General features: G+C 52.7%; 24 protein-coding genes. 6 read left to right on the top strand and 18 right to left on the bottom strand.

The window, feature by feature from the left end; genetic code table 11:
- Positions 1-8: 8 nt before the first annotated feature.
- Positions 9-1331, bottom strand: coding sequence for a 23S rRNA (uracil(1939)-C(5))-methyltransferase RlmD (rlmD, locus tag Q399_RS0108670; protein ID WP_031567828.1), 1323 nt, complete (start codon positions 1329-1331; stop codon positions 9-11).
- 123 nt (positions 1332-1454) lie between these two features.
- On the opposite strand from rlmD, the gene barA reads away from it, so the two are divergent.
- On the top strand, positions 1455-4265 hold the full coding sequence (barA, locus tag Q399_RS0108665) for a two-component sensor histidine kinase BarA (protein WP_031567826.1): 2811 nt from the start codon (positions 1455-1457) through the stop codon (positions 4263-4265).
- A 9-nt stretch (positions 4266-4274) separates the two neighbouring features.
- Here barA and acpS read toward each other — a convergent pair whose 3' ends face one another.
- The 11 genes from acpS to rpoE all read right to left on the bottom strand — a co-directional run bounded on the left by acpS (position 4275) and on the right by rpoE (position 13504).
- Complete coding sequence (acpS, locus tag Q399_RS0108660; RefSeq protein ID WP_031567824.1) at positions 4275-4652, bottom strand: holo-ACP synthase; 378 nt, start codon at positions 4650-4652, stop codon at positions 4275-4277.
- Positions 4652-5383, bottom strand: a complete 732-nt coding sequence (gene pdxJ, locus Q399_RS0108655; RefSeq protein WP_031567821.1) for a pyridoxine 5'-phosphate synthase — start codon at positions 5381-5383, stop codon at positions 4652-4654. Before pdxJ ends, acpS begins: the two co-directional genes overlap by 1 nt.
- 34 nt (positions 5384-5417) lie before the next feature.
- A complete protein-coding gene (gene recO, locus Q399_RS0108650) occupies positions 5418-6122 on the bottom strand; it encodes a DNA repair protein RecO (protein ID WP_031567819.1) in 705 nt (234 codons plus the stop codon).
- Positions 6122-7039, bottom strand: coding sequence for a GTPase Era (gene era / locus Q399_RS0108645; RefSeq protein WP_031567814.1), 918 nt, complete (start codon positions 7037-7039; stop codon positions 6122-6124). Before era ends, recO begins: the two co-directional genes overlap by 1 nt.
- Positions 7032-7703, bottom strand: a complete 672-nt coding sequence (gene rnc / locus Q399_RS0108640; RefSeq protein WP_031567810.1) for a ribonuclease III — start codon at positions 7701-7703, stop codon at positions 7032-7034. The genes era and rnc overlap by 8 nt, the downstream gene beginning before the upstream one ends.
- Before the next feature lie 8 nt (positions 7704-7711).
- Positions 7712-8575: a signal peptidase I gene (gene lepB, locus Q399_RS0108635; RefSeq protein ID WP_031567809.1), complete on the bottom strand. Its 864-nt coding sequence runs from the start codon at positions 8573-8575 to the stop codon at positions 7712-7714.
- Between the two features lie 164 nt (positions 8576-8739).
- Positions 8740-10539: a translation elongation factor 4 gene (gene lepA, locus Q399_RS0108630; RefSeq protein ID WP_031567807.1), complete on the bottom strand. Its 1800-nt coding sequence runs from the start codon at positions 10537-10539 to the stop codon at positions 8740-8742.
- Between the two features lie 127 nt (positions 10540-10666).
- Positions 10667-11200, bottom strand: a complete 534-nt coding sequence (locus Q399_RS0108625) for a SoxR reducing system RseC family protein (RefSeq protein WP_051685852.1) — start codon at positions 11198-11200, stop codon at positions 10667-10669.
- Between the two features lie 102 nt (positions 11201-11302).
- Complete coding sequence (locus Q399_RS0108620) at positions 11303-12265, bottom strand: MucB/RseB C-terminal domain-containing protein (RefSeq protein WP_245612860.1); 963 nt, start codon at positions 12263-12265, stop codon at positions 11303-11305.
- A complete protein-coding gene (locus Q399_RS0108615; RefSeq protein ID WP_031567800.1) occupies positions 12262-12903 on the bottom strand; it encodes a sigma-E factor negative regulatory protein in 642 nt (213 codons plus the stop codon). The genes Q399_RS0108620 and Q399_RS0108615 overlap by 4 nt, the downstream gene beginning before the upstream one ends.
- A gap of 25 nt (positions 12904-12928) precedes the next feature.
- Positions 12929-13504, bottom strand: a complete 576-nt coding sequence (gene rpoE / locus Q399_RS0108610) for an RNA polymerase sigma factor RpoE (protein ID WP_031567797.1) — start codon at positions 13502-13504, stop codon at positions 12929-12931.
- 257 nt (positions 13505-13761) lie between these two features.
- Here rpoE and nadB point away from each other — a divergent pair, with 257 nt between their 5' ends.
- Positions 13762-15369 carry an L-aspartate oxidase gene (gene nadB, locus Q399_RS0108605; RefSeq protein ID WP_031567795.1) on the top strand — a complete coding sequence of 536 codons (1608 nt, stop codon included), beginning with the start codon at positions 13762-13764 and terminating at the stop codon, positions 15367-15369.
- An 83-nt stretch (positions 15370-15452) separates the two neighbouring features.
- On the opposite strand, the gene Q399_RS0108600 is transcribed toward nadB, so the two are convergent.
- Genes Q399_RS0108600 through Q399_RS0108590 form a run of 3 tightly spaced genes read right to left on the bottom strand, consistent with a single transcriptional unit; the run spans position 15453 to position 16506 of the window.
- Entirely contained in the window at positions 15453-15728 is a 276-nt protein-coding gene (locus tag Q399_RS0108600) for a hypothetical protein (protein WP_051685851.1), read from the bottom strand.
- A gap of 46 nt (positions 15729-15774) precedes the next feature.
- The gene (locus tag Q399_RS0108595; RefSeq protein ID WP_031567791.1) at positions 15775-16251 is read right to left on the bottom strand and encodes a hypothetical protein; all 477 of its coding nucleotides are present in this window, start codon (positions 16249-16251) and stop codon (positions 15775-15777) included.
- Positions 16252-16254: 3 nt separating this feature from the next.
- Positions 16255-16506, bottom strand: coding sequence for an FAD assembly factor SdhE (locus tag Q399_RS0108590; RefSeq protein ID WP_031567789.1), 252 nt, complete (start codon positions 16504-16506; stop codon positions 16255-16257).
- A gap of 145 nt (positions 16507-16651) precedes the next feature.
- On the opposite strand from Q399_RS0108590, the gene ygfZ reads away from it, so the two are divergent.
- The 4 genes from ygfZ to Q399_RS0108570 all read left to right on the top strand — a co-directional run bounded on the left by ygfZ (position 16652) and on the right by Q399_RS0108570 (position 19855).
- The gene (gene ygfZ, locus Q399_RS0108585; protein WP_031567787.1) at positions 16652-17626 is read left to right on the top strand and encodes a tRNA-modifying protein YgfZ; all 975 of its coding nucleotides are present in this window, start codon (positions 16652-16654) and stop codon (positions 17624-17626) included.
- A 7-nt stretch (positions 17627-17633) separates the two neighbouring features.
- On the top strand, positions 17634-18125 hold the full coding sequence (locus Q399_RS0108580; protein WP_031567785.1) for an FKBP-type peptidyl-prolyl cis-trans isomerase: 492 nt from the start codon (positions 17634-17636) through the stop codon (positions 18123-18125).
- Positions 18126-18259: 134 nt separating this feature from the next.
- The gene (locus Q399_RS0108575) at positions 18260-19291 is read left to right on the top strand and encodes a DUF2804 domain-containing protein (protein WP_031567783.1); all 1032 of its coding nucleotides are present in this window, start codon (positions 18260-18262) and stop codon (positions 19289-19291) included.
- 66 nt (positions 19292-19357) lie between these two features.
- Positions 19358-19855, top strand: coding sequence for a CreA family protein (locus Q399_RS0108570; protein WP_031567781.1), 498 nt, complete (start codon positions 19358-19360; stop codon positions 19853-19855).
- Positions 19856-19944: 89 nt separating this feature from the next.
- Here Q399_RS0108570 and Q399_RS0108565 read toward each other — a convergent pair whose 3' ends face one another.
- The 3 genes from Q399_RS0108565 to Q399_RS0108555 all read right to left on the bottom strand — a co-directional run bounded on the left by Q399_RS0108565 (position 19945) and on the right by Q399_RS0108555 (position 25314).
- Complete coding sequence (locus Q399_RS0108565) at positions 19945-23502, bottom strand: M1 family aminopeptidase (RefSeq protein WP_031567778.1); 3558 nt, start codon at positions 23500-23502, stop codon at positions 19945-19947.
- Between the two features lie 10 nt (positions 23503-23512).
- On the bottom strand, positions 23513-24394 hold the full coding sequence (locus Q399_RS0108560; protein WP_031567775.1) for an ABC transporter ATP-binding protein: 882 nt from the start codon (positions 24392-24394) through the stop codon (positions 23513-23515).
- A 239-nt stretch (positions 24395-24633) separates the two neighbouring features.
- Positions 24634-25314, bottom strand: coding sequence for a Fe2+-dependent dioxygenase (locus tag Q399_RS0108555; protein ID WP_031567773.1), 681 nt, complete (start codon positions 25312-25314; stop codon positions 24634-24636).
- Positions 25315-25365: the final 51 nt, after the last annotated feature.

The raw sequence follows: 25365 nt of genomic DNA, 5'->3' as shown, positions 1-25365 counted from the left end.
TTAACTATTCAGCTCAGTTCAAATAATGCCATCAGCTCCAGATGACTGGTATAGGGGAACATGTCCATCACCCCAATTTTGCTAATCTGATAGCGATTTTCCAGTAACACCCGCGCATCGCGGGCAAAAGTCGCCGCATTACAGGACACGTACAAAATCTGTGCCGGTTTGAGTTTGGCGACTTCGTCCACGGCTCCGGCAGCACCGGCCCGGGCTGGATCTAAAATGACCTTGTGATATTTTCCGCGGCTCCAGGGCTGGCCTTGCCACGACAGATGCAAATCACCCTGCATAAAACTGCAGTTGCTGTAGCCATTCAGTGCAGCATTGGCAGTGGCCCGTTGCACCATGTTGGCCATCCCCTCGACACCGGTGACCTCAGCAACCAATGGTGCAAAGGCCAGACTAAAATTACCGATACCGCAATACAAATCAAGCACTTGATCAGACTTTTCTGGCATAAGCCATGCGATTGCCTGCGCCACCATGGCCTGGTTCACCTGCGCGTTGACCTGAATAAAATCGGTGGCGTCAAATTGCAGCCGCTGGCCGGATGCCAGCTGATATTCTGGCTGTGGTGTATCCGGTTGCCAGGCGACAAATTCGTCACTTTGCGGCTCGCCAATCCACCAGGCCTCGGGCCAGGCTGCTTTGAGCAGTGATTTATCGCTCTCTGCCAGCGGTTTGATGTGGCGGATCACAATAAAGGCCTGACCATCGGCATCCAGCACTTCCACATGGGTGATGGCACTACCGTGCTGCAACTGCGGCAAGGTCGTGCGCAGCACCGACAGCACCGGCGCTATGACCGGACTTAACACCATGCAATGCGCAATATCGAGGATTTCTTTTCCACCCGCCTGGCGAAAGCCGACCTCAAACTGCCGGCTCGGTTTGTCATACCAGACGCCAATCCGCGCTTTGCGCCGGTAACCGCTGCTGACGGCTGACAAGGGGGCTTGCCAAGGTAATGCGGTCACTTTCAGCTGATGCGCCAGCAAGCCAGCCACGGCTTGTTGTTTGAGTTGCAGTGCAGCATCTGGCGCCACAAACTGCAGCTGACAACCGCCACATTGCGCCGCCGACGGACACAGCGGTTTGACCCGTGCCGGCGACGGCTGCAACACTTTTTGCACCACAACGCGGCTATAGTCTTTTTTCTGTTCCGTGATGCGGCACTGCACTTGTTCGCCCGGCAACGCTGCTTCAATAAAACAAATCTTGCCTTGATGAGTACTGATGCCCTGAGCTTCATGGTCCCAGCGTTGGACGTCTAAGATGGCGTGTTGTGGCAAATTAGTTTTTTTCTTTGTCTGATAGATGCTTACCATAAATTCCGTTCGGGCCTTGCCTGTGCTGTTTTGCCGTTTGCACCTGGAAAACCGCATAGGTTTTTGCCGGGTGTTATGTCATGATAAATAACCGATAGCCCATTGTAGCAAGCAGTGCCCCAGATGACGAAAATTGCTTTACGCGATTGGATCCTGTTAATCACGTTGTTGCCGACTTTTTTGGCCAGCGCTGGCCTTGGCGGTTATTTCAGTTACGTGCGATATGCCGATTTATCGCGCTATCTGGCCGACCAGGCAACCAACATCGCCGAACCGCTGGCTATCGCCTCAGCTTATGGCCTGCTGCAGCAAGACAAAGCATACCTGCAGCGTTTGCTGGATGTCAGTCATCGTAAAAACTCACCGCTGGTGCGTACCATCGCCATCTTTGACCATCAGCATCAGCTGGTGGCCAGTTCTAATCTGCACAAAGACTTCGCTGAGCTGCGCTTAAGCAAAGACAGCGCGTTGCCTGATTTACCACAGCTCAGCCAGCAAGATAATTACCTGCTGATCCGCGCCCCTATTCAGCTGGAGATGAGCGAAATTCAGGCGCTGGCACTCAGTGCCCGCAGCAATGATGGCCAAACGGCTCAGTTATTGCGCACAGAAGGCCGCCTCGGTTATGTCCTGGTGCAGGTGGATAAAGACAAGGTGATGCTGGCGCAGCAGAGTTCTCTGCTGGTGACCGCCTTGCTGGTGCTGTTATCCCTGAGTCTGGCGCTGATGCTGAGCCTGCGTTTACTCAGCAAACTCAGTCAGCCGCTGCAACAATTGCTGGCACAAATTGAACGGCTGGCCGAAGGCCGCTTTGAAAAACACCTGGAGCAGCCTTTTATTGGTGAGTTTGACCTGATGCGCCTTGGTATTAATCAGCTCGCCAACGAACTGAAACACTACAAAGATGAGATGCAGCATACCGTTGATCAGTCCACCAGCGACTTAATCCAGACCATGGAGCAGCTGGAAATGCAAAACGTGGCGCTGGATATGGCGCGGCGTAAAGCGCAGGACGACAACAAACTGAAGTCGGAATTCCTTGCCAAAATGAGTCACGAGCTGCGGACACCATTAAACGGCGTGTTGGGTTTTACCCGGCAGCTGCTGAAAACACAACTGACGCACCATCAGCAGGATTATCTCAATACCATCCAGAAATCAGCCAACAGCCTGCTGTCTCTGGTCAACGACGTGCTGGACTACGCCAAATTAGAAGAAGGCCGGATGCCAATCAATCCGGAACCCTTTTCCATTCGCGATTTAGTGCACGACGCAGTCGAACTTCTGGCGGTGAACGCTTTTGACAAACAACTTGAACTGGCACTGCAAATCGATGCGGAGGTGCCGGATGCGCTGATTGGCGACCCGTTGCGTATCAATCAGGTGCTGATGAATATCGCCGGCAACGCGATTAAATTTACCGAACATGGCAGCATCGTGATCCGGCTACAGCATCAGCCGACCAATGACGACAAAATCCTGCTGCATTTTGAAATTCAGGACACTGGCATCGGCATAGCCCCAGCGCAGCAGGAACAGCTGTTTCGCGGCTTTGCGCAGGCCGACGGCAGCATAGGCCGCCGCTATGGTGGCACCGGACTTGGCCTGATTATTTCGCAGCGGTTGGTCGAAGCCATGGGCGGACAAATTGGTTTCCACAGTAAAGCGGGCGAAGGTTCAACCTTCTGGTTCAGTCTGGCGCTGTCGGCGCATCACCTGAGTGTCAGCGAACCTTTGCCGGTGCAGTTCCTCAGGCAAAAAACCGTGCTGTATCTGGAGCCACAACAACACTCGCGGGAGTCCACGCTGAGTTTGCTCAATAGCTGGGGGCTTAGAGTGTCTGCCTGCGCCACACCGGCACAATTGCAGCAAGCGCTGGCGCAACAAGACCAGTTTGATATTGCGCTGATTGGCCGTACCGTGTCGTTAGATCAGCTTAATCCGATTGTTGAGCTTATCCGGCAAATCAAACCGCACTGCCAGTATCTGTATCTGCTGGTCAATTCGCTGTCGCCCAATTTACGCGAAGCTTTGCTACAAAGCGGCGCACAGGCATGCCTCGCCAAGCCGGCGCACCAGCGTAAACTGGCGGCGACGCTGGCAAGGCCTTACAACCAGCAGCAAGTGGTCGCCACGCCATCACCCAGTCAGCCGAAAGCGCGGCTACGGGTGCTGACGGTCGATGACAACGAAGCCAATTTAAAACTGATTAACGCACTGCTTGGCGAGCTTGTCGAGACGGTCGACTCCGCTACGCAGGGCGCAGAGGCCTGGCAGCTGGCATCACACGCGCATTACGACGTCATTTTCATGGATATCAATATGCCAGTGATGGACGGCGTCACCGCCTGTCAGCGCATTCAGCAAAGTTCGCTGAACGAGGAAACACCGATCATCGCAGTGACGGCCCATACCCTGCCCGGTGAGCGCGAGCGCTTATTAAATCTGGGGTTCTGTGAGTTTTTGAGTAAACCGCTGGATGAACAAATGCTGCAGTACGCGTTAAAAGAATGCTGCCCTGCGTTCAGTTTGCCTCAGCTCAGCACTGTGTTTACGCCGCAGGCTCCTTCCGCCGCAACACCGGCGTTACCGCAAAGCCGCCATATCGACTGGGAGCTGGCATTACAACGGGCGGCAGGAAAAACCGAGCTGGCCAGAGACATGCTGCAACTGCTGCTGGCAAGCCTGCCACAAACCCTGGCCGATTTAGAGAAATATCGCGAGAGTAATCAAAAAGATGCGCTGATCCAGCTGGTACATAAACTGCACGGTGCCACTTGTTACACCGGGGTGCCGCACATCAAAGCATTGAGTGAAACCATCGAAACCCAGCTGAAAACCGGCGCCAGTCTGTTACAGCTGGAGCCTGAGTTATTTGATTTAGCCGACCAGCTGCAGGACTTGCTGGCTGAATCACAACAGTGGAACTTTTAAGCTGTCGCTTCAGGATTCCAGAATCACTGTAGCCATGGCAAAAGCCTGCTCGTCGCTGATCGACAACCAGGTGTGACGTAACCCCAGGCTGGCGGCCAGTTCTGCCGCGGCGCCGGTCAGTTCCAGCACCGGACGACCCGCCTCGTCGTTGCGGGTATTAAAATGCTGAAACGAAATGCCACGGCCGATGCCGGTGCCAAGCGCCTTGGCCGCCGCTTCTTTGGCGGCAAAACGCTTGGCGAAATAACGCGCCGGCTGCGCATGCGCCGCGTAAATCGCTTGTTCTTCAGCCGTCAGCACGCGCTCAATCAACCGTGGTGAACGCGCCAGGCTTTGTTCAATCCGGCTGATCTCGACGATGTCCGTGCCAAGGCCAAGAATGGCCATTAGCGACGCGCCTCGACCATCAGACGTTTCATTTCTGCGACCGCAGGACCCAGGCCGGTAAAAATCGCCTGGGCAATAATGGCGTGGCCGATATTCAGTTCATGCATTTGTGGAATGGCCGCAATCGGCTGCACATTGTGTACATGCAGGCCATGACCGGCGTTAACGATTAATCCCAGTGACGCGGCATATTCAGCGGCACTACGAATACGCTCTAATTCGGCTTTTTGCTGTTTCGGGCAAGTGGCATCGGCATAAGCGCCGGTGTGGATTTCGATATAAGGCGCGCCGCTACGGGCAGCTGCTTCAATCTGCTTGTGGTCAGCGTCGATAAACAATGACACCAGAATGTTGTTACTGCTCAGTTCATCCACCGCTGTTTTAATACGGTCGAACTGGCCGGCAATTTCCAGCCCGCCTTCTGTGGTCAGTTCCTGGCGTTTTTCCGGCACCAGACAACAAAAATGTGGCTTCAGCTCCAGCGCGATGCGCAGCATTTCATCAGTCAGGCCCATTTCAAAATTCAGCCGGGTCTGAATTGTCTGGCGCAGTAAAAACACGTCGCGGTCCTGAATGTGACGGCGGTCTTCACGTAAATGCACAGTGATACCATCGGCGCCATATTGTTCGGCCAACAAAGCGGCATGCACAGGCTCCGGATATTGACTGCCACGCGCCTGACGCACTGTGGCCACGTGGTCGATGTTAACGCCTAAATAAATCGGTTGCATGAATTCTCCGTGACACGCCAAAGCGTGAAAAAACTCAGTCTTGCCGGAACAGACTGCGGCTATGCAGTGGTGCCGGGCCCAATAATGGCCGCAGCAACTGCCGGTTTAATTGTTTGGCGCAGCGTAAACTGCTGCTGTACCAGTCGCCCTGGCTGATAGCAAGCAAATCGGCGCCGAAAAAGCCTTGTGGCGCGGCGACAAAACCATATTCGTGTTGCCATTGATAATAACAGTCACGGTGTAACAGCTCGCCTTGTGCATCAACACTGCAATCCACCGGCACACCCAGCTCCTGCAATAACAGCAGCTCGGTCTGTCGCAGCACTTGCTCGAGCTCTGCCCGCGCTTGTTCACTGTCAGCTGCCAGCTGCAACGCCCACAGGCTTTGCACGGCCTGCTGATAAATCTCAAATAACGTCTCAGCGAGCACCTGTGCCGGAAACAACCGGCAAATCAGTTCGTTCAGATAAAGCGCACTGAACAGCCACTCTTTTTGCAACGGCAAAGCGGCCTGCTGCTCTTCGATACGCCGCACTGTTTTGAGCTCACTGTGGCCGCTCAGCTCCACCCAACACAAACAAAACAGCGGCCACTGACTTCGGCCGCTGTGTTTTTTCGCTGGCCGGCGGGCCACTGCCCTGACCCGGCCCTGCCCCGGGATCAACAGATCCAGCAGCAACTTTTGGTCCTGAAAGGCCACGCTGTGCAGCAAATAGGCTGAAACGGCGTGTCCACTCATTAATCTTCGCCGTAACCCAGACTACGCAGGGCGCGCTCGTCATCAGCCCAGCCGGATTTCACTTTGACCCACATCTGCAAAAACACTGGCTGTTCGAATAAATCTTCCATGTCTTTACGCGCTTCAGAGGCAATAGTCTTAATGCGCTCACCGGCTTTACCAATCACCATGCGTTTTTGCGTATCGCGTTCGACCAGGATCAATGCGGCGATGTGATAATGCTTTTCTTCCCACTTAAATCGTTCGATTTCGACCGTGACCGAATACGGTAATTCGTCGCCGAGAAAGCGCATCAGCTTTTCGCGTACGATTTCGGAGGCCATAAACCGCTGCGAACGGTCGGTAATGTAATCTTCCGGGAAGAAAAACTCGCACGGCGGTAACTGGCTATGCACGATTTCCCGCAGTTTGCTGACGTTGGTGCCTTTTTCTGCTGACAAAGGCACAATTTCCAGAAACTGTAACTGACTGCCAAGCCACTGCAGATGCGGCAACAGCTCTTCTTTGTCTTTATACAAATCGACTTTATTGACGGCCAGGATCACCGGCTTTTTTGCCACTATTAAGCGGTTTAACACCATCTGGTCGTCATCGGTCCAGCGTGTGCCTTCAACCACAAAAATCACCAGCTCGACATCTAAAATCGAAGTGGCGGCGGCTTTATTCATCAGCCGGTTAATGGCGCGTTTTTCTTCGCTGTGCAGGCCCGGCGTGTCGACATACACGGTCTGATAGTTACCGACAGTATCGATACCGACAATACGGTGGCGCGTGGTCTGTGGTTTTTTTGAGGTGATACTGACTTTCTGGCCAATCAGCTGATTCAGCAAGGTCGACTTACCGACGTTTGGCCGGCCGACGATAGCAACCAGACCAGCAAAGGTTTCACCGGCGGTTTCTTGTAACAGATCATTCATGTTTTAATTGCTCCAGGATGGCCTGAGCACAATCCTGCTCAGCTTTGCGTCTTGAACTGCCACTGGCCTGCACCGCCTGACGCCCGGCAACCGTACAGCGCACGGTAAAGGTCTGGTCATGAGCTTCGCCTTCTACGGCGACCACTTCATACTGTGGCAGCGCCAGACGCCGGCCTTGCAGATATTCCTGCAACAAGGTTTTTGAGTCTTTTTGTACACCAGGTTCGATACTGTGCAGCCTGCTGCCGAACCATTGCAGAATACGCTCTTTGCAAGCCTCAGCGCCAGAATCCAGATAAATCGCGCCAAGCACCGCTTCGACGGCATCAGCCTGAATGGATTCACGGCGTGAACCGCCGCTTTTTAATTCGCCGGGGCCTAAACGCAGATGTTGGGCAATGTCCAGCTCGCGGGCGATTTCGGCTAAAGTCACGCCTTTGACCAAAGATGCGCGCATCCGCGTCAAATCGCCTTCGCGGGTTTTCGGAAAATTCTGGTACAGCGCTTCGGCGATAACCAATCCAAGGATGGCATCGCCGAGGAACTCCAGCCGTTCGTTATGCTGGCCTTTACAACTGCGGTGTGTCAGCGCCTGCTCAAGCAAGGCGCTGTTGTGGAACTGATAACCGAGCTTTTTCTCAAGTTTACTTAAAGGAGGTAACATTCCCGACCTTATTCAATAGTGCCAAGGCGTTCAAAGCGCACGCCAACCGGAACCCAGCTGGGTAACCAGTGATTTGGATCTTCGCTGAATTCAAAACTCATCCAGATAAAGACCGCTTTACCGACCAGATTCTGCTCTGGGACAAAGCCCCAGTAACGGCTGTCGCGGCTATTGTCACGGTTGTCACCCATGACAAAATAATGGCCTTCAGGTACGACAAATTCGTTGGTGGCCACACCCGGCTGACGGTAATAATTATGGATCGGTTCCGGCAACATGGCATTTTGCAGGATGTCATAAGATTTAGTCAGGTTTTGCTCCGTGAAGCGTTTCAGCGGATATGGCCCTAAGAAAAACTCGCCTTCGTTTTTAAATTCCTGCCGCAGCGGTTCTACTGTCGGGCACGGCTGATTGCTGGCCTTGTCACAAGCGCGCTGAATAAATAACTGCTTGTTTTTGTATATAATTTTATCACCCGGCAGACCAATCACCCGTTTGATAAAATCTGACGTCGGATCTTCCGGATATTTAAACACCGCGATATCGCCATGCTCAGGTTTGCCGGTTTCAACTAAAGTGCTTCTCCAGACCGGGTCTTTCACATCATAAGAAAACTTTTCCACCAGAATAAAATCACCCACCAGTAAGGTCGGCATCATCGAACCAGACGGGATCTGGAACGGCTCATAAATGAACGAGCGGAAAATAGTGATGATGGCGATCAGCGGGAAAATATCCCGTGCCGTTTCAGTGACATAAGGCAAAGGCGCGTCTTTTTCGCGTTTTGGTTTAAACACTAAAGTATCGATAAGCCAAATCAGACCTGACACCAGCGTCAGGACGACTAACAGAATTGCAAAATATCCAGCCATGAGATTCTCGTTCCTCGTTCAGATAACGATCTGAGCTTACTGAAAATTGCAGGCCGCTGGCGAGCGCCCTGCCGGATTATATTGTTACCAGCTGTAAGTCCGTTCTGCAGAAAAAACAAAGCACCGGCCAACATAGCGGTGCTTTGTGTGACAAGACAGCGGGTTTATTTACCGACTTTCAGGATGGCCAGAAATGCCTCTTGTGGCACTTCCACGTTACCGACCTGTTTCATCCGCTTTTTACCTTCTTTCTGTTTCTGCAACAGCTTTTTCTTCCGGCTGACGTCACCGCCGTAACACTTGGCCAATACGTTTTTGCGTAATTGTTTGACCGTAGTACGTGCAATCACATGCGCGCCAATCGCCGCCTGGATAGCGATATCAAACATCTGACGCGGGATCAGTTCTTTTAACTTTTCCGCCAGTTCGCGGCCACGGCTTTGGGCAAAGTCGCGGTGGCTGATAATGGCCAGCGCGTCGACACGCTCACCGTTGATCAGAATGTCTACGCGCGACATATCAGACACCTGGAAGCGTTTGAACGAATAATCCAGCGACGCATAACCACGGCTGGTTGACTTCAGCCGGTCAAAGAAGTCCATCACGACTTCAGCCATTGGCAGCTCATACACGACGGCAACCTGACGACCGTGGTAACTCATATTAATCTGCACACCGCGTTTTTCGATACAAAGGTTAATAACGTTACCTAAGTATTCCTGCGGCACCAGAATATGGGCTTCAACGATAGGTTCACGGATTTCGTCAATATTACCCACCGGCGGCAGGTCGCTTGGGTTGTCGACCATCACCACTTCACCGGCTTTGGTTAGCACTTCATAGACTACTGTTGGTGCTGTGGTGATGAGATCCAGATCGTACTCACGTTCCAGCCGTTCCTGAATGATTTCCATGTGTAACATGCCAAGGAAACCAATACGGAAACCAAAACCTAGTGCGCTGGAGCTTTCTGGCTCATAAAACAACGACGAATCGTTTAAACTCAGTTTTTCTAAAGCGTCACGGAAATCTTCATAGTCATCCGAAGACACCGGGAATACACCGGCATAAACCTGAGGTTTGATGCGTTTAAAGCCCGGTAACGGCTCAGCCGCCGAGTTTTTCGCTAATGTCAGCGTATCGCCGACCGGCGCGCCTTTGATTTCTTTGATACCGGCGATGACAAAACCTACTTCGCCAGTGCTCAGAATGCCGGTGTTGGTGGCTTTGGGCGTGAAGATACCGACTTTATCGACTTCATACACGGCACCGCTGGACATGATTTTGATTTTGTCTTTCGCCTGGATTTTGCCGTGTTTCACACGAACCAGCGAGACCACGCCCTGGTAAGGGTCGAACCAGGAGTCGATGATCAAAGCCTGAGTTGGAGCGTCAACATCACCTTCCGGACATGGAATGCCTTTAACGATAGTTTCCAGCACATCTTCAATACCGACACCGGTTTTAGCGGAACATTGCACAGCGCCAATGGCTTCAATGCCGATAATGTCTTCGATTTCTTCGGCAACACGGTCAGGCTCAGCCTGCGGTAAGTCGATTTTGTTCAGAACCGGTAATACTTCGAGGTTCATTTCCAGCGCGGTGTAACAGTTGGCAACTGTCTGCGCTTCTACCCCTTGACCGGCGTCAACCACCAGCAGCGCCCCTTCACAGGCAGCCAGCGAGCGGGAAACTTCATAAGTGAAGTCAACGTGGCCCGGTGTGTCGATAAAATTCAGCTGGTAGGTTTCGCCGTCTTTGGCTTTGTAATTCAGCGTGACGCTCTGCGCTTTAATGGTAATACCACGTTCACGTTCCAGATCCATCGAATCCAGTACTTGTTCCTGCATTTCCCGGTCAGACAGACCGCCGCAGAACTGGATCAGACGATCCGATAAAGTAGATTTACCGTGGTCAATGTGGGCGATAACCGAGAAGTTACGGATATGGGATATTTTAGACATTTTTTCCAATCAAAACTGAGCTATGAAGCTGCAAGTGGATTCGCAGGCGGCAATGCCGCTGCGCCTTGCGGCAGATTAAAATTGCCGCGAATTGTACTCTAATTCCCTGCTGCTTGCACTGTGTTCTTCAAGCAGAGCGACCAGCTGCAGAGACCTGCGTCACAGCAAGGTCTGGCAACACTCGTACTAACTGAATTTGTAACTGACCAGCCCGCCCCAGTTCGATTCGCTGTACGCTGCGAAACACCGCTGCAGTAGCGATGATAGCACCAGCAAGCGCAGCTAATTCGTGCCATTGCAGCAACTGTCCGAGTAACAGCGTGGCGATAAAGACGGCCAGCGGTAATAAATAAACCAGTAACGCTGAGCCAAGAATAGCACCAGGCGACACACTGATTTCTACCTGTTGCCCTGGTAATAATGTCGCTGCACCTGCCAGAAACAACTGTTGCTGACGCACCGGTAACGCTTTGGCGACCAGGCCGCTGCTACAGCTATCTTGTTGATTGCAGCCGCTGCAGCTGGTGGAAAGCGGCGTACTGAGCCAAACGCCATCGCCATCCTGCCGCAGCACTGTTGCTGTAACCAGTAAGGTCTGTAGAGGCGCTTTATCTGGCTGCTCCGGGCTATGGCAGGACTTATCTTCAGAAGGAGTGATCATGGAAAGATCTCAGGCTGAGGCAGAGCACAATTTTACCGGAGCCGCTGGCTGAACTCAATTCAGCAGTCCGCCTGAGGAGCTGCCGCATTGGATACAGGCAGATTATTCCACCGCAGCAGCCAGTTTAGCCGCCAGTTCTGGGCGCAAAGGCCCAATGACGGTCACGTCCAGATTCTGCCGGGTCGTCACCAGAATTGTCGTGGCGCCATCTCTGAGCTGTTGTTCCGGCAAACGTGCGGTCGGCTGCACAAACACCGAGATTTGATGCAAACCATCGCTCAGTAACCAGTTTGCCAACACCGGGACACTGCGCGTGCTCACCGGAGCCTGCTGCGGCAGCAGCTGGTAGCCCGGCGGGATCCAACTCAGATTAAATTGATCTTGCGGCGCCTGACTATTTGCCAGCGCATGGGGCTGCTCTGGTAATTGCGCGCTAATCAGACTTTGCAGTTCAGCCGGCAAGCCCGGTTTTAACTGCAGATGCACCACCATCCAGCGGTCCAGCACGACATTTTGCTCATCTACAGTATCGACACGCAGCGGAAAACCGGTCTCGGCGTCCTGCCATAACCAATAACTGTAGCGACTGGCGTCACGAGCGCTCAGACGCAGCAGCTGGGCGGTACGGCCTGACAAAGGCACACTGCTGCCCGGCACTATGTCATACAGCTGCTGAATCACCGGCAGCGGCTCGAACAAAATGGCGGGAAGTTCTTTAATTGAATCGTTTTGAGTGACTATCACCGGCGCATCCGGCGCGGCGTAATAAACCTTATCACCACGGCGGAAAGTATCAGTCCCGACACCATCCTGCAATAACAAGCGCTCCAGCTCGAGCGGAACTGACAAAGAACCAGATTGCTCGTGAATGCCGTGTAACCAACGATAGGTTATCAGTTGATTGGGTCTGACCTGTACAAAAGACACGTCAAAATTGAATTTTCGCACTGCTTGCTGAGTGCGTTCAAACTGCTGCCAGTCGTCGGCCAGCGCCGAAAGACTGCAGAGGACAAGTGCCAGACTGCAGAACCAGCTGGCACTGAAACGGAATGAGGTCAGGCTCACTGCTGTTGACCTTTACCCTCATCCGTCGTGTCTTTTTTCGCTTGCTGAGCTGCAGCCTGTTCCATCAGACGGATTTGTTGCTGACGCGCCTGCATCAGTTCCTGCAGCCGGCGTTGTTGTTCCAGCTGCTGTTGCTGCTGCTGCGGGGTAAAGCGGGATTCGACAGAAGTCTGGCTCAGACTCACTGGCGCTGCGACACCACCAATTGGGCTGGTCTGCAGCACTGGCAGCGGCGCGGTCAGCGCATCATCCGGCTTTTGCTGGGTCTGTTGCACGCCAACGACAGCAACTATGGCGACGCCTGCAGCAATTGCACCTTGCATCAGCATTTTCCACCAGCCCTGATTCGCAGCTGGTTGATTGCTGCTGACAGGACTTGCAGTAACCTGCTGTAACACCGGCACTGGTTCAGCCACTAACTGATGGCTATCTTCCTGTTCCAGCACGGCAGCGAAACGGTCAGCAAAATCGATGTCAAGCTGCGGCGCCAGTTCCTGCCGGATCACTGAACCCGCCAGCTGATAACGTAACCAACTGGCCTGTAACTGTGGATCAGACAATAACGAATCGAGCTGCTCTGCACTGACGCTTTGATTATCACTGGCCGTGGAGAGCCATTCTTGATGTTCAGACGACATACTAATTCCTGTCTTCGTTGATAAATCAGCCAACAAGTGGCTTCAACTGGGTGTCTATCGCTTCCCGGGCTCTGAAGATCCGGCTGCGGACGGTACCGATTGGGCACCCCATCACTTCAGCAATTTCTTCATAACTCAGACCGTCCAATTCGCGCAACGTGATAGCGGTACGCAATTCTTCCGGTAATTTTTCTATCGTTTCAAATACGACCTGGCGGATCTCTTCGGTTAACAGCAACTTTTCCGGCGAGTCCTGCACTTTCAGTGCATCGCTGCCTTCATAAGAATCTGCTTCCTCAGCATCCACATCGGTTGACGGTGGCTTGCGACCGTTGGCAACCAGGTAATTCTTCGCACTGTTTACAGCTATCCGGTACAACCAGGTATAAAAAGCACTGTCACCACGAAAACCAGGCAAAGCCCGGTAAGCTTTGATGAAGGCTTCTTGCGCTACATCTGCAACATCGCCGTGGTTAGAGACATACCTTGAGATTAAGTTCGCTAACCTGTGCTGATATTTTCTGACCAGCAGGTTAAAAGCAGCTTTATCCCCTTGTTGTACCCGTTGGACAATCTGCCAATCCAATTCTTGCTCGCTCATCTGGGAGCCGTTCCCCTGTCTCAATACTGCTTAAATTTGTCACTGGCTCTTCTCAAGCGTATTCACTCAGATGAAGGGCTGCGGAAAAAGTTCGGTTTCACCGATAAAAAAGTTACAATAAAATGATCGCCATGCTGTTTTTCGGCATAAAAAGGCGTTTTTCATTCAGATCATTTGCAGGTTGCGAGCCGTGCGAACGGTACGACAACCCGGTAGATCTGGTTAAGATCCTGTTTTTTGTCGGGTAAGTGTATCGCATGCATCATCAAAAAGAACATCGCTGTGACGTTTTAATTGTCGGCAGTGGCGCAGCAGGATTAAGTCTGGCGCTGCAGCTTGCACAGGATCTGAACGTGATAGTGTTGAGTAAAGGCCCGCTGCGCGAAGGCTCGACTTTGTATGCACAAGGCGGTATCGCGGCAGTGTTTGATGAAAACGACAGCATCGCATCCCATGTCAACGATACACTGATCGCCGGTGCAGGCCTTTGCGAAGATGCCGCCGTGCAATTTACCGCCGAAAACGCCAAAACTGCGATGGAATGGCTGATTGCGCAAGGCGTGCCTTTTGATCAGTATCGCGATGACGACGGTGTGTTGAAATACCACCTGACCCGTGAAGGCGGCCACAGCCACCGCCGTATTTTGCATGCAGCAGACGCTACTGGTCGCGCCGTGCAAATCACCCTGGTAGATCAGGTGCGTCGCCACCCAAATATCCGTCTGCTGGAAAACTACAACGCCATCGACCTTATCACCGACCAGAAACTGGGCATCGACGGTAATCAATGTCACGGCGCTTATGTCTGGAACCGGGACAACGAGCAGGTTGAAGTCATCGCCGCCCGCTTTGTTGCGCTGGCGACCGGCGGTGCCAGCAAAGTATATCTGTATACCTCCAATCCGGATGTAGCGTCTGGCGACGGCATTGCGATGGCGTGGCGCGCTGGCTGTCGCGTCGCCAATATGGAATTTAATCAGTTCCACCCGACCAGCCTATATCATCCCGATGCGCAGAACTATCTGATCACTGAAGCAATGCGTGGTGAAGGCGCTTATCTGAAACGCCCTGATGGCACCCGTTTTATGCCGGATTTTGACGAAAGAGCCGAACTGGCGCCGCGTGATATTGTCGCGCGCGCTATCGACTTTGAAATGAAGCGTTTAGGCGTCGCCTGTGTCTATCTCGACATCAGTCATCAGCCGAAAGATTTTATCCTCGAGCATTTCCCGACTATTTATGCCAAATGCTTAAGTGTTGGTATCGACATCACTAAACAGCCTATTCCGGTGGTGCCCGCTGCGCATTACACCTGCGGCGGCGTCATGACCAACCTCAATGGTCAGACTGACATCTCCAATCTCTATGCGATTGGTGAAGTCGCATATACCGGTTTACATGGCGCCAACCGAATGGCAAGTAACTCGTTATTGGAATGTGTGGTGTTCGCCCAAAGTGCGGCACGGCATATTCTGCAACAGTGGCCGACATCCAAACCAACCCCGGAGCTACCAGATTGGGACGAGAGCCGGGTCAGTAATTCGGATGAAGAAGTGGTGATCACCCACAACTGGCACGAGCTCAGAATGTTTATGTGGGATTTTGTTGGCATAGTTCGCACCACCAAACGGCTGGAACGCGCATTACACCGGGTAGAACTGCTGCAGCGTGAAATTCAGGAGTATTACCGCCACTTCAGAGTCAGCAATAATTTGCTGGAACTACGTAACCTGACCATGGTGGCAGAACTCATCATCAAAAGTGCCATGCAACGCAAGGAAAGCCGCGGCCTGCACTACACGCTGGATTATCCGGAGCAGGCGGCGCACAGCAAGCCAACTGTGCTGCAACCGGGGCGTGACTGAGTTATTGTGTTGCAAGCCAAACAGCAAAAAGCCGGAAATCACTTCCGGCTTTTTTGTCCCTCAACGTACAGTCAGCACCCTGACTATGCTGTAGTTTCCGGTTTCTTGCGGTATTTGATAATCAGCATCACGACATAAATCTGCAGCGCTGCGGTCGCCAGCTGACCCAAGATTGATTGCAGTTCAAAGTACTTCTCCGCATAGATGTACAAACTGATATTGCCCAGCGCAAAAGCAGCCCAGGTTAGCGCCGGCACGCCGGCAGATTCTTTGGTGCGCAGTAAATGCACCAGCTGCATCAGAGTGGCCACCGGAAAAATAATCGCCGGGATGTATCCGACTAGTTCAACAAAACTCATAAGAATGTCCTGTATTTAAATAGGGGAAGACTGTTGCGGTTGTGGGTTAGCTGAACCACTGCATAAAACCTACCGGCGCTGCCGGTCGTTGCCAGCGTAGCTGTTGAATATGGCGCGCTAGCGTCCGCACATCAGCTGCTGATAAGGCATCCTGAAACAACCAACGCCGCTTTATCTGACCATCGCTGCTGCGCCAATGCAGCCAGAATCCCAGCCAGCACTGTTGGCTGTCGGGTAATAACTCCCCCTGGTAAACGGCCAACTGTTGCTCTGGTAAGGTATTTGCCGAATCTACTGCAGCGCTGCGTATTTGCAAACCGGAGTCAAAGCTTAATACCCAGCCCGGTTGAGCGAATTGTCTGGCTGCAAAACAATAATAAAACACCGGCAACCAGCCACACTGCAGCCACCAGGGCGCTATGGCCCCTACACTGCCTGCACTGAGCAGCGCCAGCAGGATCAAACCACAGTGCAGCCGGACAGGCCAGGCTGAATGCCCGACGCCGAGCAGCCGGCATTGCATTTTTTAAACCCGTACCCGGTTCAGAATGACCTGAACCAGCGCTTGCAGTTGCGGGTCCGGCGACTGGGCATGGCCCATAAACCAGGCGAATAAATCTGGGTCATCACAGGCCAGCAGGCGTTCAAAAATGTGTTTTTCCGGCTCAGTCAGCGCGTCGTAACCATGTTCAACAAAAGGCGCCAGTAATACGTCCAGCTCCAGCATACCGCGACGGCAGGCCCAACGTAATTTTGGTTTGGTCATTAAGGCAGTCATAATATTCCTGTGAATACAGCGTGAAACGCCGATGCAGATAAGGGCTAAATTCTAACAAAAAAATCGGTCAGGGGTTGTGCTTTTGCCAGCTACACCCAATGATCAAGCAACTGTAAATGGTTTCAGTCGGGAGCCCTCCGCTGTTATGCAAAGTTTCTGGATGAGTGCTGAGCAACTGGCTCAGCTGTCAAATAATCTGTCTTCCGCTTTTGTCAGTCCCCTGCCGGCCTTTCAGCTGTTAAAAATCAGCGGTGCTGACCAACAAAAGTTTCTGCAAGGTCAGGTCACTTGTGATGTGACCCAAGTGACCAGCGAACATTTCCTGCGTGGCGCCCACTGTGATGCCAAAGGCAAAATGTGGGGCACTTTCCACTTGCTGCAGGCAGGCGACGACCTGCTTTGGCTGGCGTTTCGCGACGAACTGCAGGCCTCACTGGCCCAGCTTAAAAAATACGGCGTCTTTTCTAAAGTCAGTTTCACTGAAGTGCAGGACCAATATGCGGTGTTCGGTATTGGCGGTGCAGACAGCGCCACTTTACTGACTCAGCTTGGTTATCCGCAACCTGCCATCGGCCAGCAACAGGCCGTTGATGGTGGATACTTATTAGGCCTCGCCGCCGATCACTTTGTGTTGATTCTGGCCATCGAACAAGCCAAAACCCTGTGGCAGCAACAACAGGCGCTGATGGCCGCCCCAACCCGCTGGCTGGCGCAACATATCGCGCACGGCATGCCGTATCTGGAACAACCCTTACTTGGTGAATATGTGCCGCAGCAGCTGAATCTGCAAGCGTTAGACGCTATCAGCTTTACCAAAGGCTGTTATATGGGCCAGGAAATGGTGGCGCGGATGAAGTATCTGGGCAAAAACAAAAGAGCCATGTACCTGCTGAAAGCTGATACTGAGCATACGCCGGTCGCTGGTAGCGATATCGAACTGCAGCTGGAACAGAACTGGCGGCGCAGCGGCGTGGTGGTCAATGCAGTGAATATTCAGGGCCAGCTGCAATTGCTGGCCGTATTACCCAACGATATCAGCGCAACCGACCATTTCCGGCTGGCGACAGAGCCGGATGTCGGCTTACAATTACAACCTTTACCTTATTCCATCACTCCCTGAGGTCCTCATGACTATTCAACACAACAAAGTCGTCGCCATGCACTACAGCGTCAGCGATGCCAACGGCAACGAACTCGACAGCTCTTTTGGCGCCGAACCTTTAGTGTTTATCCACGGCACCGGTTCACTGATCAGCGGTCTCGAGAAGGTTCTGACCGGTAAACAAGCCGGCGACAAGTTTACTGTCGCTATCGCTGCAGCTGATGCCTACGGCGAACGTCATGACGAACTGACTCAGGCGGTACCGCGTAATTTGTTCGAAGGTATGGAAGTGGAAGTCGGCATGCGTTTTCGCGCCGCGGGCCCGGATGGCCACGAACAATCCGTCATCGTTCTGGATGTCACCGATGAAGAGGTTGTGGTAGACGGCAATCACCCGCTGTCTGGCATTGACCTGACGTTTGATATCGAAGTACTGTTAGTCCGCGATGCCACTGCTGACGAACTGGCACACGGCCATGCCCACGGCATCGATGGCCACTCAGGCCACGATCATTAAGATACTCAGGCTGCCGGACCACCGGCAGCCGTTTTTCACCCTCTGCATTTCCCCTTTGCTCCGCAACACCACCCGCTTGGTCTGACCAGAAAAAGCTGATATAAATCTGTTATCTCCGTTTGCGGATCACGCTGATGTCTGAATCCCACTGTTACCAGCCTGTATTAACCCAAGCGCCATTAAAGCTGATAGACGAGAGCGGCAACCTGCAACAAGGCCTGTTTGATGGGTCAGTTGCTGAGTTAAATCTGCCAGCCTTTCGGCTGCATTCTGTGCTCGATAAACCGGTCAGCCGGTTGACCCGGCATTTTGGCTATAAACAATTTCAATTCGTCTGCATCAGTGGCCCGGGCTGGCTGCTGGCTGTCGCGATTGCTGATGTGCGTTATGTCTGTTCTGGTTTTGTGTATCTGTATCAGCAAGGCAAACCAGCGCGCGAATTTGCCTTGTTGGCGCCGCTGGGTTTTGGTTGCCTCACCAGCGAATCGCCGCAACGGGGCGTAGCGAAAATGGGCAAAGGTGCCAAACACTGGCAAATTCAGAGCGCCGCCAGCGGCTGGACTTTGACTGTCAAGGTTCCGGGCTTAGCAGCAGAAGTACAGCTTGATTTTGACCAACAACAGCCACTGGCGCTGGCCGCTCCTACCGGCTACAACGGCTGGACTTACACCGAAAAAAACAATGCGCTGCGTGTCAGTGGCAGTTTGCTGCTTGATGGGCAACCGCTGGATCTGACGAAAGCCCGCGGCGGTATCGATTTCTCCGCCGGTTTTATGCGCCGTGAAACCAGCTGGCGCTGGAGTTCCATCAATACTTTATTGGACGGTGTGCCTTTTGGTTTGAATCTGGCGGCGGGTGTCAACGAAACCGGGCTTTGCGAAAACGCCTTGTGGTATGACGGCAACATCCAGCATTTAAGCCCGGCCCGCTTTGAGTTTGATCGCGGTCAAGCCACACCGTGGCGCATCCGCACATTATGTGGTGAAGTGGATTTAACTTTTGAAGCCGATTTCTGCCGGCAGGAAAAACTTCAACTTGGCCTGCTAGCCAGTAATTTCCGCCAATATGCCGGGTTATACAGTGGTACTCTGCGGTTACGCAGTGGCAAGGTGCTGCAGCTGCAGCATTGTCTGGGGCTGGCAGAAGATCATTACGCCAAGTGGTAACCAGCCGGCAATGCTGTTTTGTGGTTCAGACCATTAGCTATTAATCAGATTAAACAAGGAGTTGTAATGATTCATTTTAAGCGTGTGTTAGCTGCAGGTCTGGTGTTCACTGCGCTCAGTGCCTGTTCACCCAAAGAAGTCGGTGATGTCAGCCTTGGGCTTTTTACCACTAAAGACATTAAAATTCAGACTTTTAACGACCCGGCCATTCCCGGTGTCACCTGCCATATCAGTCATGTTGAAGCTGATTTGTCGTTGGCAGACCCATCAGATATGTCGATCGCCTGCCGTCAGACCGGAGAAATTACTGCGGCCATGTTGGATAAAATCGACAAGTCCAAATCCGGCGAAGTGATTTTCACCGCATCGAAAAGTATTTTGTTTAAGCATCTGAAAATCAGACGGATTTTTGATGCCGATAACAGAACTTTGGTGTACCTGTCGTATTCGACCAAAGAAAGTGCCGGCAGTGACAAGCACTCGCTGACCACAGTGCCGCTGTGGGGCAGCCAGGCCTGGCAGGAACTGGAAGCGCAGCAACAGGCTGCTAAAGCAGGCAAATAAGCCGGAAGGAAGACCTTCATCAGTTTTTGCAAAGCACCGCTGTAAACAACAAACCCGCCGATTGGCGGGTTTGTTGTTTGAAGAACTACTCAGAGCTTACGAATATTATCCGCCGCATCGCGGTCAATCAGCTTAATCAGCGGATCGATACCGATATAAGCCGTGCCTTTTGGCACCACCACGCGTAGCTGCTGTTTGCCGGATTTGATCCGGTGTTTTTGCAGATACAATAACTGGTTATCCGCCGAAAACTTATCCGGATCTGCACTAAAACCACCAATATCGATGTCTTCGTCCAGCGGCTGTTCGGTTTCAGCGCCTTTACCGTCGGCACTGAGCCGCGCTGCCTGAATGGTTAAATCCAGTTGCAGCTGACCGTCCGGCAATTCAGTTTTCTGCTGGTCCAGCACGCGTAAATCGTACAAAGTGATGAGCGTGAATTGCTGCTCGATAAAGGCTTTATCTTCACTGCTAACGCCAGCCGTTAAGTGGCGCAGTAAATCCAGCGTAGTTGGATATGGGTTTTGTTTGTACTGAAATTCCTGCAAAAACGCCTTGAGGTTCTCATCCAGTCGCTCTACACCAATCCGGTCTTTGATGGCCATCATCACAATAGAACCTTTACGGTAATGGATATACCCCTGACCTTCGGCGCGCAGTAGCGGTTCTTCTGCCACTTTCTCATCAGTACGGCCACGTAAATAGCGGTCCAGTTCGTATTTTAAGAACTGGCGTAATTTGGCCTGGCCATATTTAGTTTCCATCACCCGAAGCGCGCTGTATTGTGCCAGCGTTTCGGGGATCACCGCGCTGCCCTGCACATTGGCAGTGCCGACCTGATGGCCCCACCACTGATGCGCCATTTCGTGTGCGGTGACGTAATACGGCATGTCGATGCTGTCTTCGTTGCGCAGGTCATTGATAAACCCAATGCCCTCAGAATACGGTACTGTATTGGCAAAGGACTGGGCAAAATCACGATAGCCCGGGAATTCAATAATGCGCATTTGCTGGTGCTGGTACGGCGAAAACGCCTTGTTGAAATAATCCAGCGAGTCCTGCATCGACTGCATCATCCTATCGATATTCCAGTGATGCGCCGGGTGATAATAGACCTCGAGCGAAACGCCCTGATAATCCTGCTTTTTCACCGCCAGCCGCGCCGACAGAAACGAATAGAAGTTAAACATCGGCGCATTCATTTCATAGCGGAAATAACTGCGGCCATCCTGCTGCCACTGTTTTTTCAGATAACCCGGCGCCAGCGCGGTTTGATCCGAAGCGGTAGAGACGGTCGCGCTGAAGTCAATAAAGTCTTCAGCCCGGCCAAAACCACTTTCGTTATAGCGGCTGCTGTCTTCCAGTTTATGCGCGCGCTGCACCGGCTCCAAGCCGCGTTTGCTGCGTTCATGCCGCTCCTGCAGTTCAAAACCGGCGTTGTAACCAAACTGTGGCAGCAATTCCGCGTTGTTGATAAAAGTGCCGTTTTCAACCACCGCGACATCAACATCATCATCCTGAAACCCCGGATTGGTGCGGCTAAGTTTGATGGTCATCGCAACAGTCTCACCCGGTTGCACCGGTGTGCTGAACTCCAGCCAGGCGGTGCCGAGACGATTATCACGTGGGCTTAACGTCGCGCCCGGCGCAATGATTTCCATGGTTCGGGTGTATTTCGGCCAGTTCACCAGCATCTTGCTGACTGGCTTATCGAATTTATTCACTAATGTTTGTTCAATCCGGGCGTCAACCTGACGTTGTGCCGGATAGATATCCACAAAAGCTTCGACTTTGCGGGCCACCAGAATTGGGTCGTCAGCGCCGGCTTTATAGGCTTTTTCATAATCGGCCTGTAAATCCATCTGCTGCTCCGCGCTGTCGTATTGGTTCAGCACACGGGTGTTGTAATAAATCCAGCCTCCACTACCGACAAACACCAGACTACCGAGCAGGATCACCGCCTGACCACCGGCGCCAATCTGATAACGCAGCTGCTGATAACGCACCGCCAGACTTTGCGCCGGCCCGCGTTGGAACATGCCAAAACCCAGCACAAACAACATCGCCGTCAGTCCGCCCCAATACAACATGTACCAGCTATGACTTTCTAAGGTCCAGCCGAAGCGGTTTAAGTCGGAGAATGGCGCCGCCGGCGAGGCAGCAAAATGCCACATGCGGTGGTTAAAACCCCAGGCATCCAGTACTTGCGTCAGAATGAAATACACCACAAAAATGCCCATACCGGCATATTTGTTCGGGCTTAACACCTGAATCAGGAACGCCAGTACCACGGTCAGCATAAAAGGCAGGAAGTTAAAATAACCGAGGCGCACCAGATACTGCATCAGGTCCAGATCGTCAAAACCTTTCAGCAGCTGATAGCTGATGGTCGCTAAGGCAAAGGCCAGATACATCAGCAACATAGCGCCGGCAACCGCCAGCAGTTTTGACAGCCACAGCACCATATTGGCCACCGGCGTGGCGTCGATAATGTCGCCAATGCCCTGCGAACGTTCACGCCAGACTACTTCGGCGCAGTAATAAGTCAGGATCAGCACCAGCAGCAAACTACTTGAATCCGTCACCAGCTCAATCATGGTCTGGGTTAATGGCCAATCGGCCGTGCCGTAAAAACGCTGTGGCATAAACAAAGGCGCCAGCAGGTTAAAGATACAAATCAGCAGCAACATAAAAAATGGCGCACTGAACACCACTTGTTTGAGTTCAAAGCCAAGCCGTGTGCAGAACTGCGCCCACTGCGATGGCGCCTGCGCTTTGGTTTGCAAGCTCTGGATGGCAAACACCGGCACTGCGCTTTGCGCTTTGGCTTTGCCGGCGCGGGCTTTAGGCGTCAGCGCCAGCGGCTTAAATAAACCACCAAACAGCGCCAGCAAAACCACGCCCACCGCCAGCCATAACAGCCGGTTTTGCAGCAAGACACCGTTGAAACTGACACTTAAGGTGTTTTTCTCGACGATAGTCCAGTACCTCGACACATCGGCAAAAGACCGTAAACCAAAGGGGTCCAGCAGCGCCGCCATAGTGCGGTACTCCGGCGACTGGGCAAAACTGCCGGCGATCAGATAGAGCACAAACACCACCACGGCCACCAGATACATAGCCTGCATCGATTTAAACTTGCTGGCGATGGTGTAAAACAGCGCCGACAACACAAACAACGATGGCAGCGCGAAAATCAGATAGGCATCGACATAATAACTGAGCACTGTCGGGCCAAATCGCGCCTGATCGACCCAAGGCATCAGCGAGCCTAATAAAGTCCCGAGCGGCACCATGGCAAATACAAACACCAGCACCAGGTAACTGCCAAAAAACCGGCCAAGCTGATAAGACAAAGGTGGCACCGGCTTGGTGCAGACCAGTTCTTCCATCTGGCTGGCGTGGTTACGCAGCGCCGCACTGCTGACAAAATTCACCACCAGAAACATCGAAAAAATCAGCATGGTCGTGATGGTGCGGGTGATAGCAAAAGGCCCATTGCCCCAGACTTCACCACCGCCACCGATTTGCACGTTGTCGGATGCTGTGGCAAAAAACGCCAGTAAAAAGAACAACATTGAAGTGACATAAAAAGACGGCTGGCGCCGGTAATAACGCCATTCAAACCGGATCATCTGCAGGAACATAAGGTGCTCCTCAGGCAGACTGGCGCTGACGCGCCTGATGCAAACAAGAGAAATACACGTCTTCCAGATTGGCGGCGCATGGACTGAAGCCCACCGGCTGGCTGATGGCAAACACGTTCAGCACAGTGCGACCGGCAAACAGTCGTTTCGAGATCACCGGCAATTGCTGTTCCAGTTCCTGCGCTTCGGCCTGATTGACCGTTTTAGTCCAGACCTGGCCTTGTAATTCGTCGACCAGCTGCAGCGGGCTGCCGGTCAGCAGTATTTGGCCGCCGGCCAGCACTGCCATCTGCGGACACAGCTCTGCCACATCATCCACAATGTGCGTCGACAGAATAATGACTTTATCTTCGCCAAGACTGACCAGCAGGTTGTGGAAACGGTTGCGTTCTTCCGGATCGAGGCCAGCAGTTGGTTCGTCGACAATCAGCAGCTGCGGGTCACCGAGCAAAGCCTGCGCGATGCCAAAGCGCTGACGCATACCACCGGAAAAACTGCTGACCGCTTTATCTTTGTGCTGATATAAATTGACGTGCGCGAGTAAAGCTTCAACAGTTTCACGCCGTGATTTTTTCTCGTTGAGGCCTTTGAGCACCGCCAGATGATCGAGCAAATCTGCTGCGCTGATGCGCGGATACACCTGAAAATCCTGCGGCAGATACCCCAGCGTGCGGCGCAGCGCATTCGGGTCTTTTAATACATCAATGTCGCCAAAGCGCACAGTGCCGCTATCAGCAGATTGTAAAGTAGCGATGGTACGCATCAGACTGGATTTGCCGGCGCCATTCGGGCCGAGCAATCCATACATGCCTTTGGGGATATTCAGACTGATATTCTGCAGCGCTTTAACGCCGTTATCATATGTTTTGCTTAGATTTGTAATTGTGAGCATGACCGGGTTGTTCCTGACAAAAGAAGACCAACACAGCATGCCAAAGGCGGTTGTTGACGCCCAGTTAAATACCTTTACAAATTGTGTCGGATACTTCTTCAATGAAAAGACCTATCCCCAAAGTCATTGGAGATTCGGGTAGGCGGCAACTGAGCGAATCGGCATGAGCATAGTTGTCTATGCGATTGCCGTGAGTGAAGGCAGCCAACACCCCCGAATTTTCAAGGACGAAGGGGATATCATATCTCGGCCCACATTCTAAGCAGATTATGATAATGCCCGGTCAACGCCAGCACTTCGCTGCTATCACCCAGCTGCTGGCGCAGGCTCTGGATTTGCTGATCCAGCGAATACAACAACGCGCGTTTGGCGTCATCGCGAATTTGGCTCTGGCTCCAGAAGAAACTGCAGACCCGCTCGCCACGCGTGACCGGCAACACCTGATGCAGGCTGGTCGACGGATACAAAATCAAATCACCGGCCGGCAGTTTGACCTGATGTTCGCCATAAGTGTCCATCACCTGCAATTCACCACCGTCGTATTCGTCCGGTTCGGACAAAAACAACGTCGAGGAGACGTCGGTTCTTAAGCTTAAAGTGCTGCCCGGTAAAATCCGGATTGCGCCATCGACATGTAAACCATAATGCTCGCCGCCGCTGTAGGCATTAAACAACGGTGGCACTGTGCGCAGCGGCAAGGCGGCCGACAAAAACTGCGGATGCTGATACAAACGCTGCAAAATCAGTGCGCCCAGCTCCCGCGCCAACGGGCTGTCGACCGGTAACTGGCGGTTGTGCTTGACTTGTGCCCCTTGCGGCCCGACTGTCGCGCGGCCATCAGTCCAGCTACTTTGCGCCAGCAAACGGCGGAACTCGGCCACTTCGGTTTTGCTTAACACGGCAGGAATATGTAATAACATCAGATACCTCAATGGGAAAAGGCAGCCCTGGGGCTGCCTCAGATTTCGCTT

The sequence above is a fragment of the Rheinheimera texasensis DSM 17496 genome (assembly GCF_000711985.1).
Lineage (GTDB): Bacteria > Pseudomonadota > Gammaproteobacteria > Enterobacterales > Alteromonadaceae > Pararheinheimera > Pararheinheimera texasensis.
The sequence above is the reverse complement of the archived record's forward strand: the minus strand, read 5'-3'. Positions and strand labels throughout refer to the sequence as shown.

Excerpts from the sequence above, each read along its gene's own strand:
- era (WP_031567814.1), bottom strand. The coding sequence starts at position 7,039 with ATGAATGATCTGTTACAAGAAACCGCCGGTGAAACCTTTGCTGGTCTG.
- Q399_RS0108600 (WP_051685851.1), bottom strand. The coding sequence starts at position 15,728 with ATGAGTTTTGTTGAACTAGTCGGATACATCCCGGCGATTATTTTTCCG.
- Q399_RS0108575 (WP_031567783.1), top strand. The coding sequence starts at position 18,260 with ATGTCTGAATCCCACTGTTACCAGCCTGTATTAACCCAAGCGCCATTA.
- rpoE (WP_031567797.1), bottom strand. The coding sequence starts at position 13,504 with ATGAGCGAGCAAGAATTGGATTGGCAGATTGTCCAACGGGTACAACAA.
- Q399_RS0108560 (WP_031567775.1), bottom strand. The coding sequence starts at position 24,394 with ATGCTCACAATTACAAATCTAAGCAAAACATATGATAACGGCGTTAAA.
- Q399_RS0108625 (WP_051685852.1), bottom strand. The coding sequence starts at position 11,200 with ATGATCACTCCTTCTGAAGATAAGTCCTGCCATAGCCCGGAGCAGCCA.
- nadB (WP_031567795.1), top strand. The coding sequence starts at position 13,762 with ATGCATCATCAAAAAGAACATCGCTGTGACGTTTTAATTGTCGGCAGT.
- Q399_RS0108565 (WP_031567778.1), bottom strand. The coding sequence starts at position 23,502 with ATGTTCCTGCAGATGATCCGGTTTGAATGGCGTTATTACCGGCGCCAG.
- rnc (WP_031567810.1), bottom strand. The coding sequence starts at position 7,703 with ATGTTACCTCCTTTAAGTAAACTTGAGAAAAAGCTCGGTTATCAGTTC.
- ygfZ (WP_031567787.1), top strand. The coding sequence starts at position 16,652 with ATGCAAAGTTTCTGGATGAGTGCTGAGCAACTGGCTCAGCTGTCAAAT.
- Q399_RS0108570 (WP_031567781.1), top strand. The coding sequence starts at position 19,358 with ATGATTCATTTTAAGCGTGTGTTAGCTGCAGGTCTGGTGTTCACTGCG.
- Q399_RS0108615 (WP_031567800.1), bottom strand. The coding sequence starts at position 12,903 with ATGTCGTCTGAACATCAAGAATGGCTCTCCACGGCCAGTGATAATCAA.
- Q399_RS0108590 (WP_031567789.1), bottom strand. The coding sequence starts at position 16,506 with ATGACTGCCTTAATGACCAAACCAAAATTACGTTGGGCCTGCCGTCGC.
- pdxJ (WP_031567821.1), bottom strand. The coding sequence starts at position 5,383 with ATGCAACCGATTTATTTAGGCGTTAACATCGACCACGTGGCCACAGTG.
- Q399_RS0108555 (WP_031567773.1), bottom strand. The coding sequence starts at position 25,314 with ATGTTATTACATATTCCTGCCGTGTTAAGCAAAACCGAAGTGGCCGAG.
- recO (WP_031567819.1), bottom strand. The coding sequence starts at position 6,122 with ATGAGTGGACACGCCGTTTCAGCCTATTTGCTGCACAGCGTGGCCTTT.
- rlmD (WP_031567828.1), bottom strand. The coding sequence starts at position 1,331 with ATGGTAAGCATCTATCAGACAAAGAAAAAAACTAATTTGCCACAACAC.
- lepA (WP_031567807.1), bottom strand. The coding sequence starts at position 10,539 with ATGTCTAAAATATCCCATATCCGTAACTTCTCGGTTATCGCCCACATT.
- lepB (WP_031567809.1), bottom strand. The coding sequence starts at position 8,575 with ATGGCTGGATATTTTGCAATTCTGTTAGTCGTCCTGACGCTGGTGTCA.
- barA (WP_031567826.1), top strand. The coding sequence starts at position 1,455 with ATGACGAAAATTGCTTTACGCGATTGGATCCTGTTAATCACGTTGTTG.
- Q399_RS0108595 (WP_031567791.1), bottom strand. The coding sequence starts at position 16,251 with ATGCAATGCCGGCTGCTCGGCGTCGGGCATTCAGCCTGGCCTGTCCGG.
- Q399_RS0108580 (WP_031567785.1), top strand. The coding sequence starts at position 17,634 with ATGACTATTCAACACAACAAAGTCGTCGCCATGCACTACAGCGTCAGC.
- acpS (WP_031567824.1), bottom strand. The coding sequence starts at position 4,652 with ATGGCCATTCTTGGCCTTGGCACGGACATCGTCGAGATCAGCCGGATT.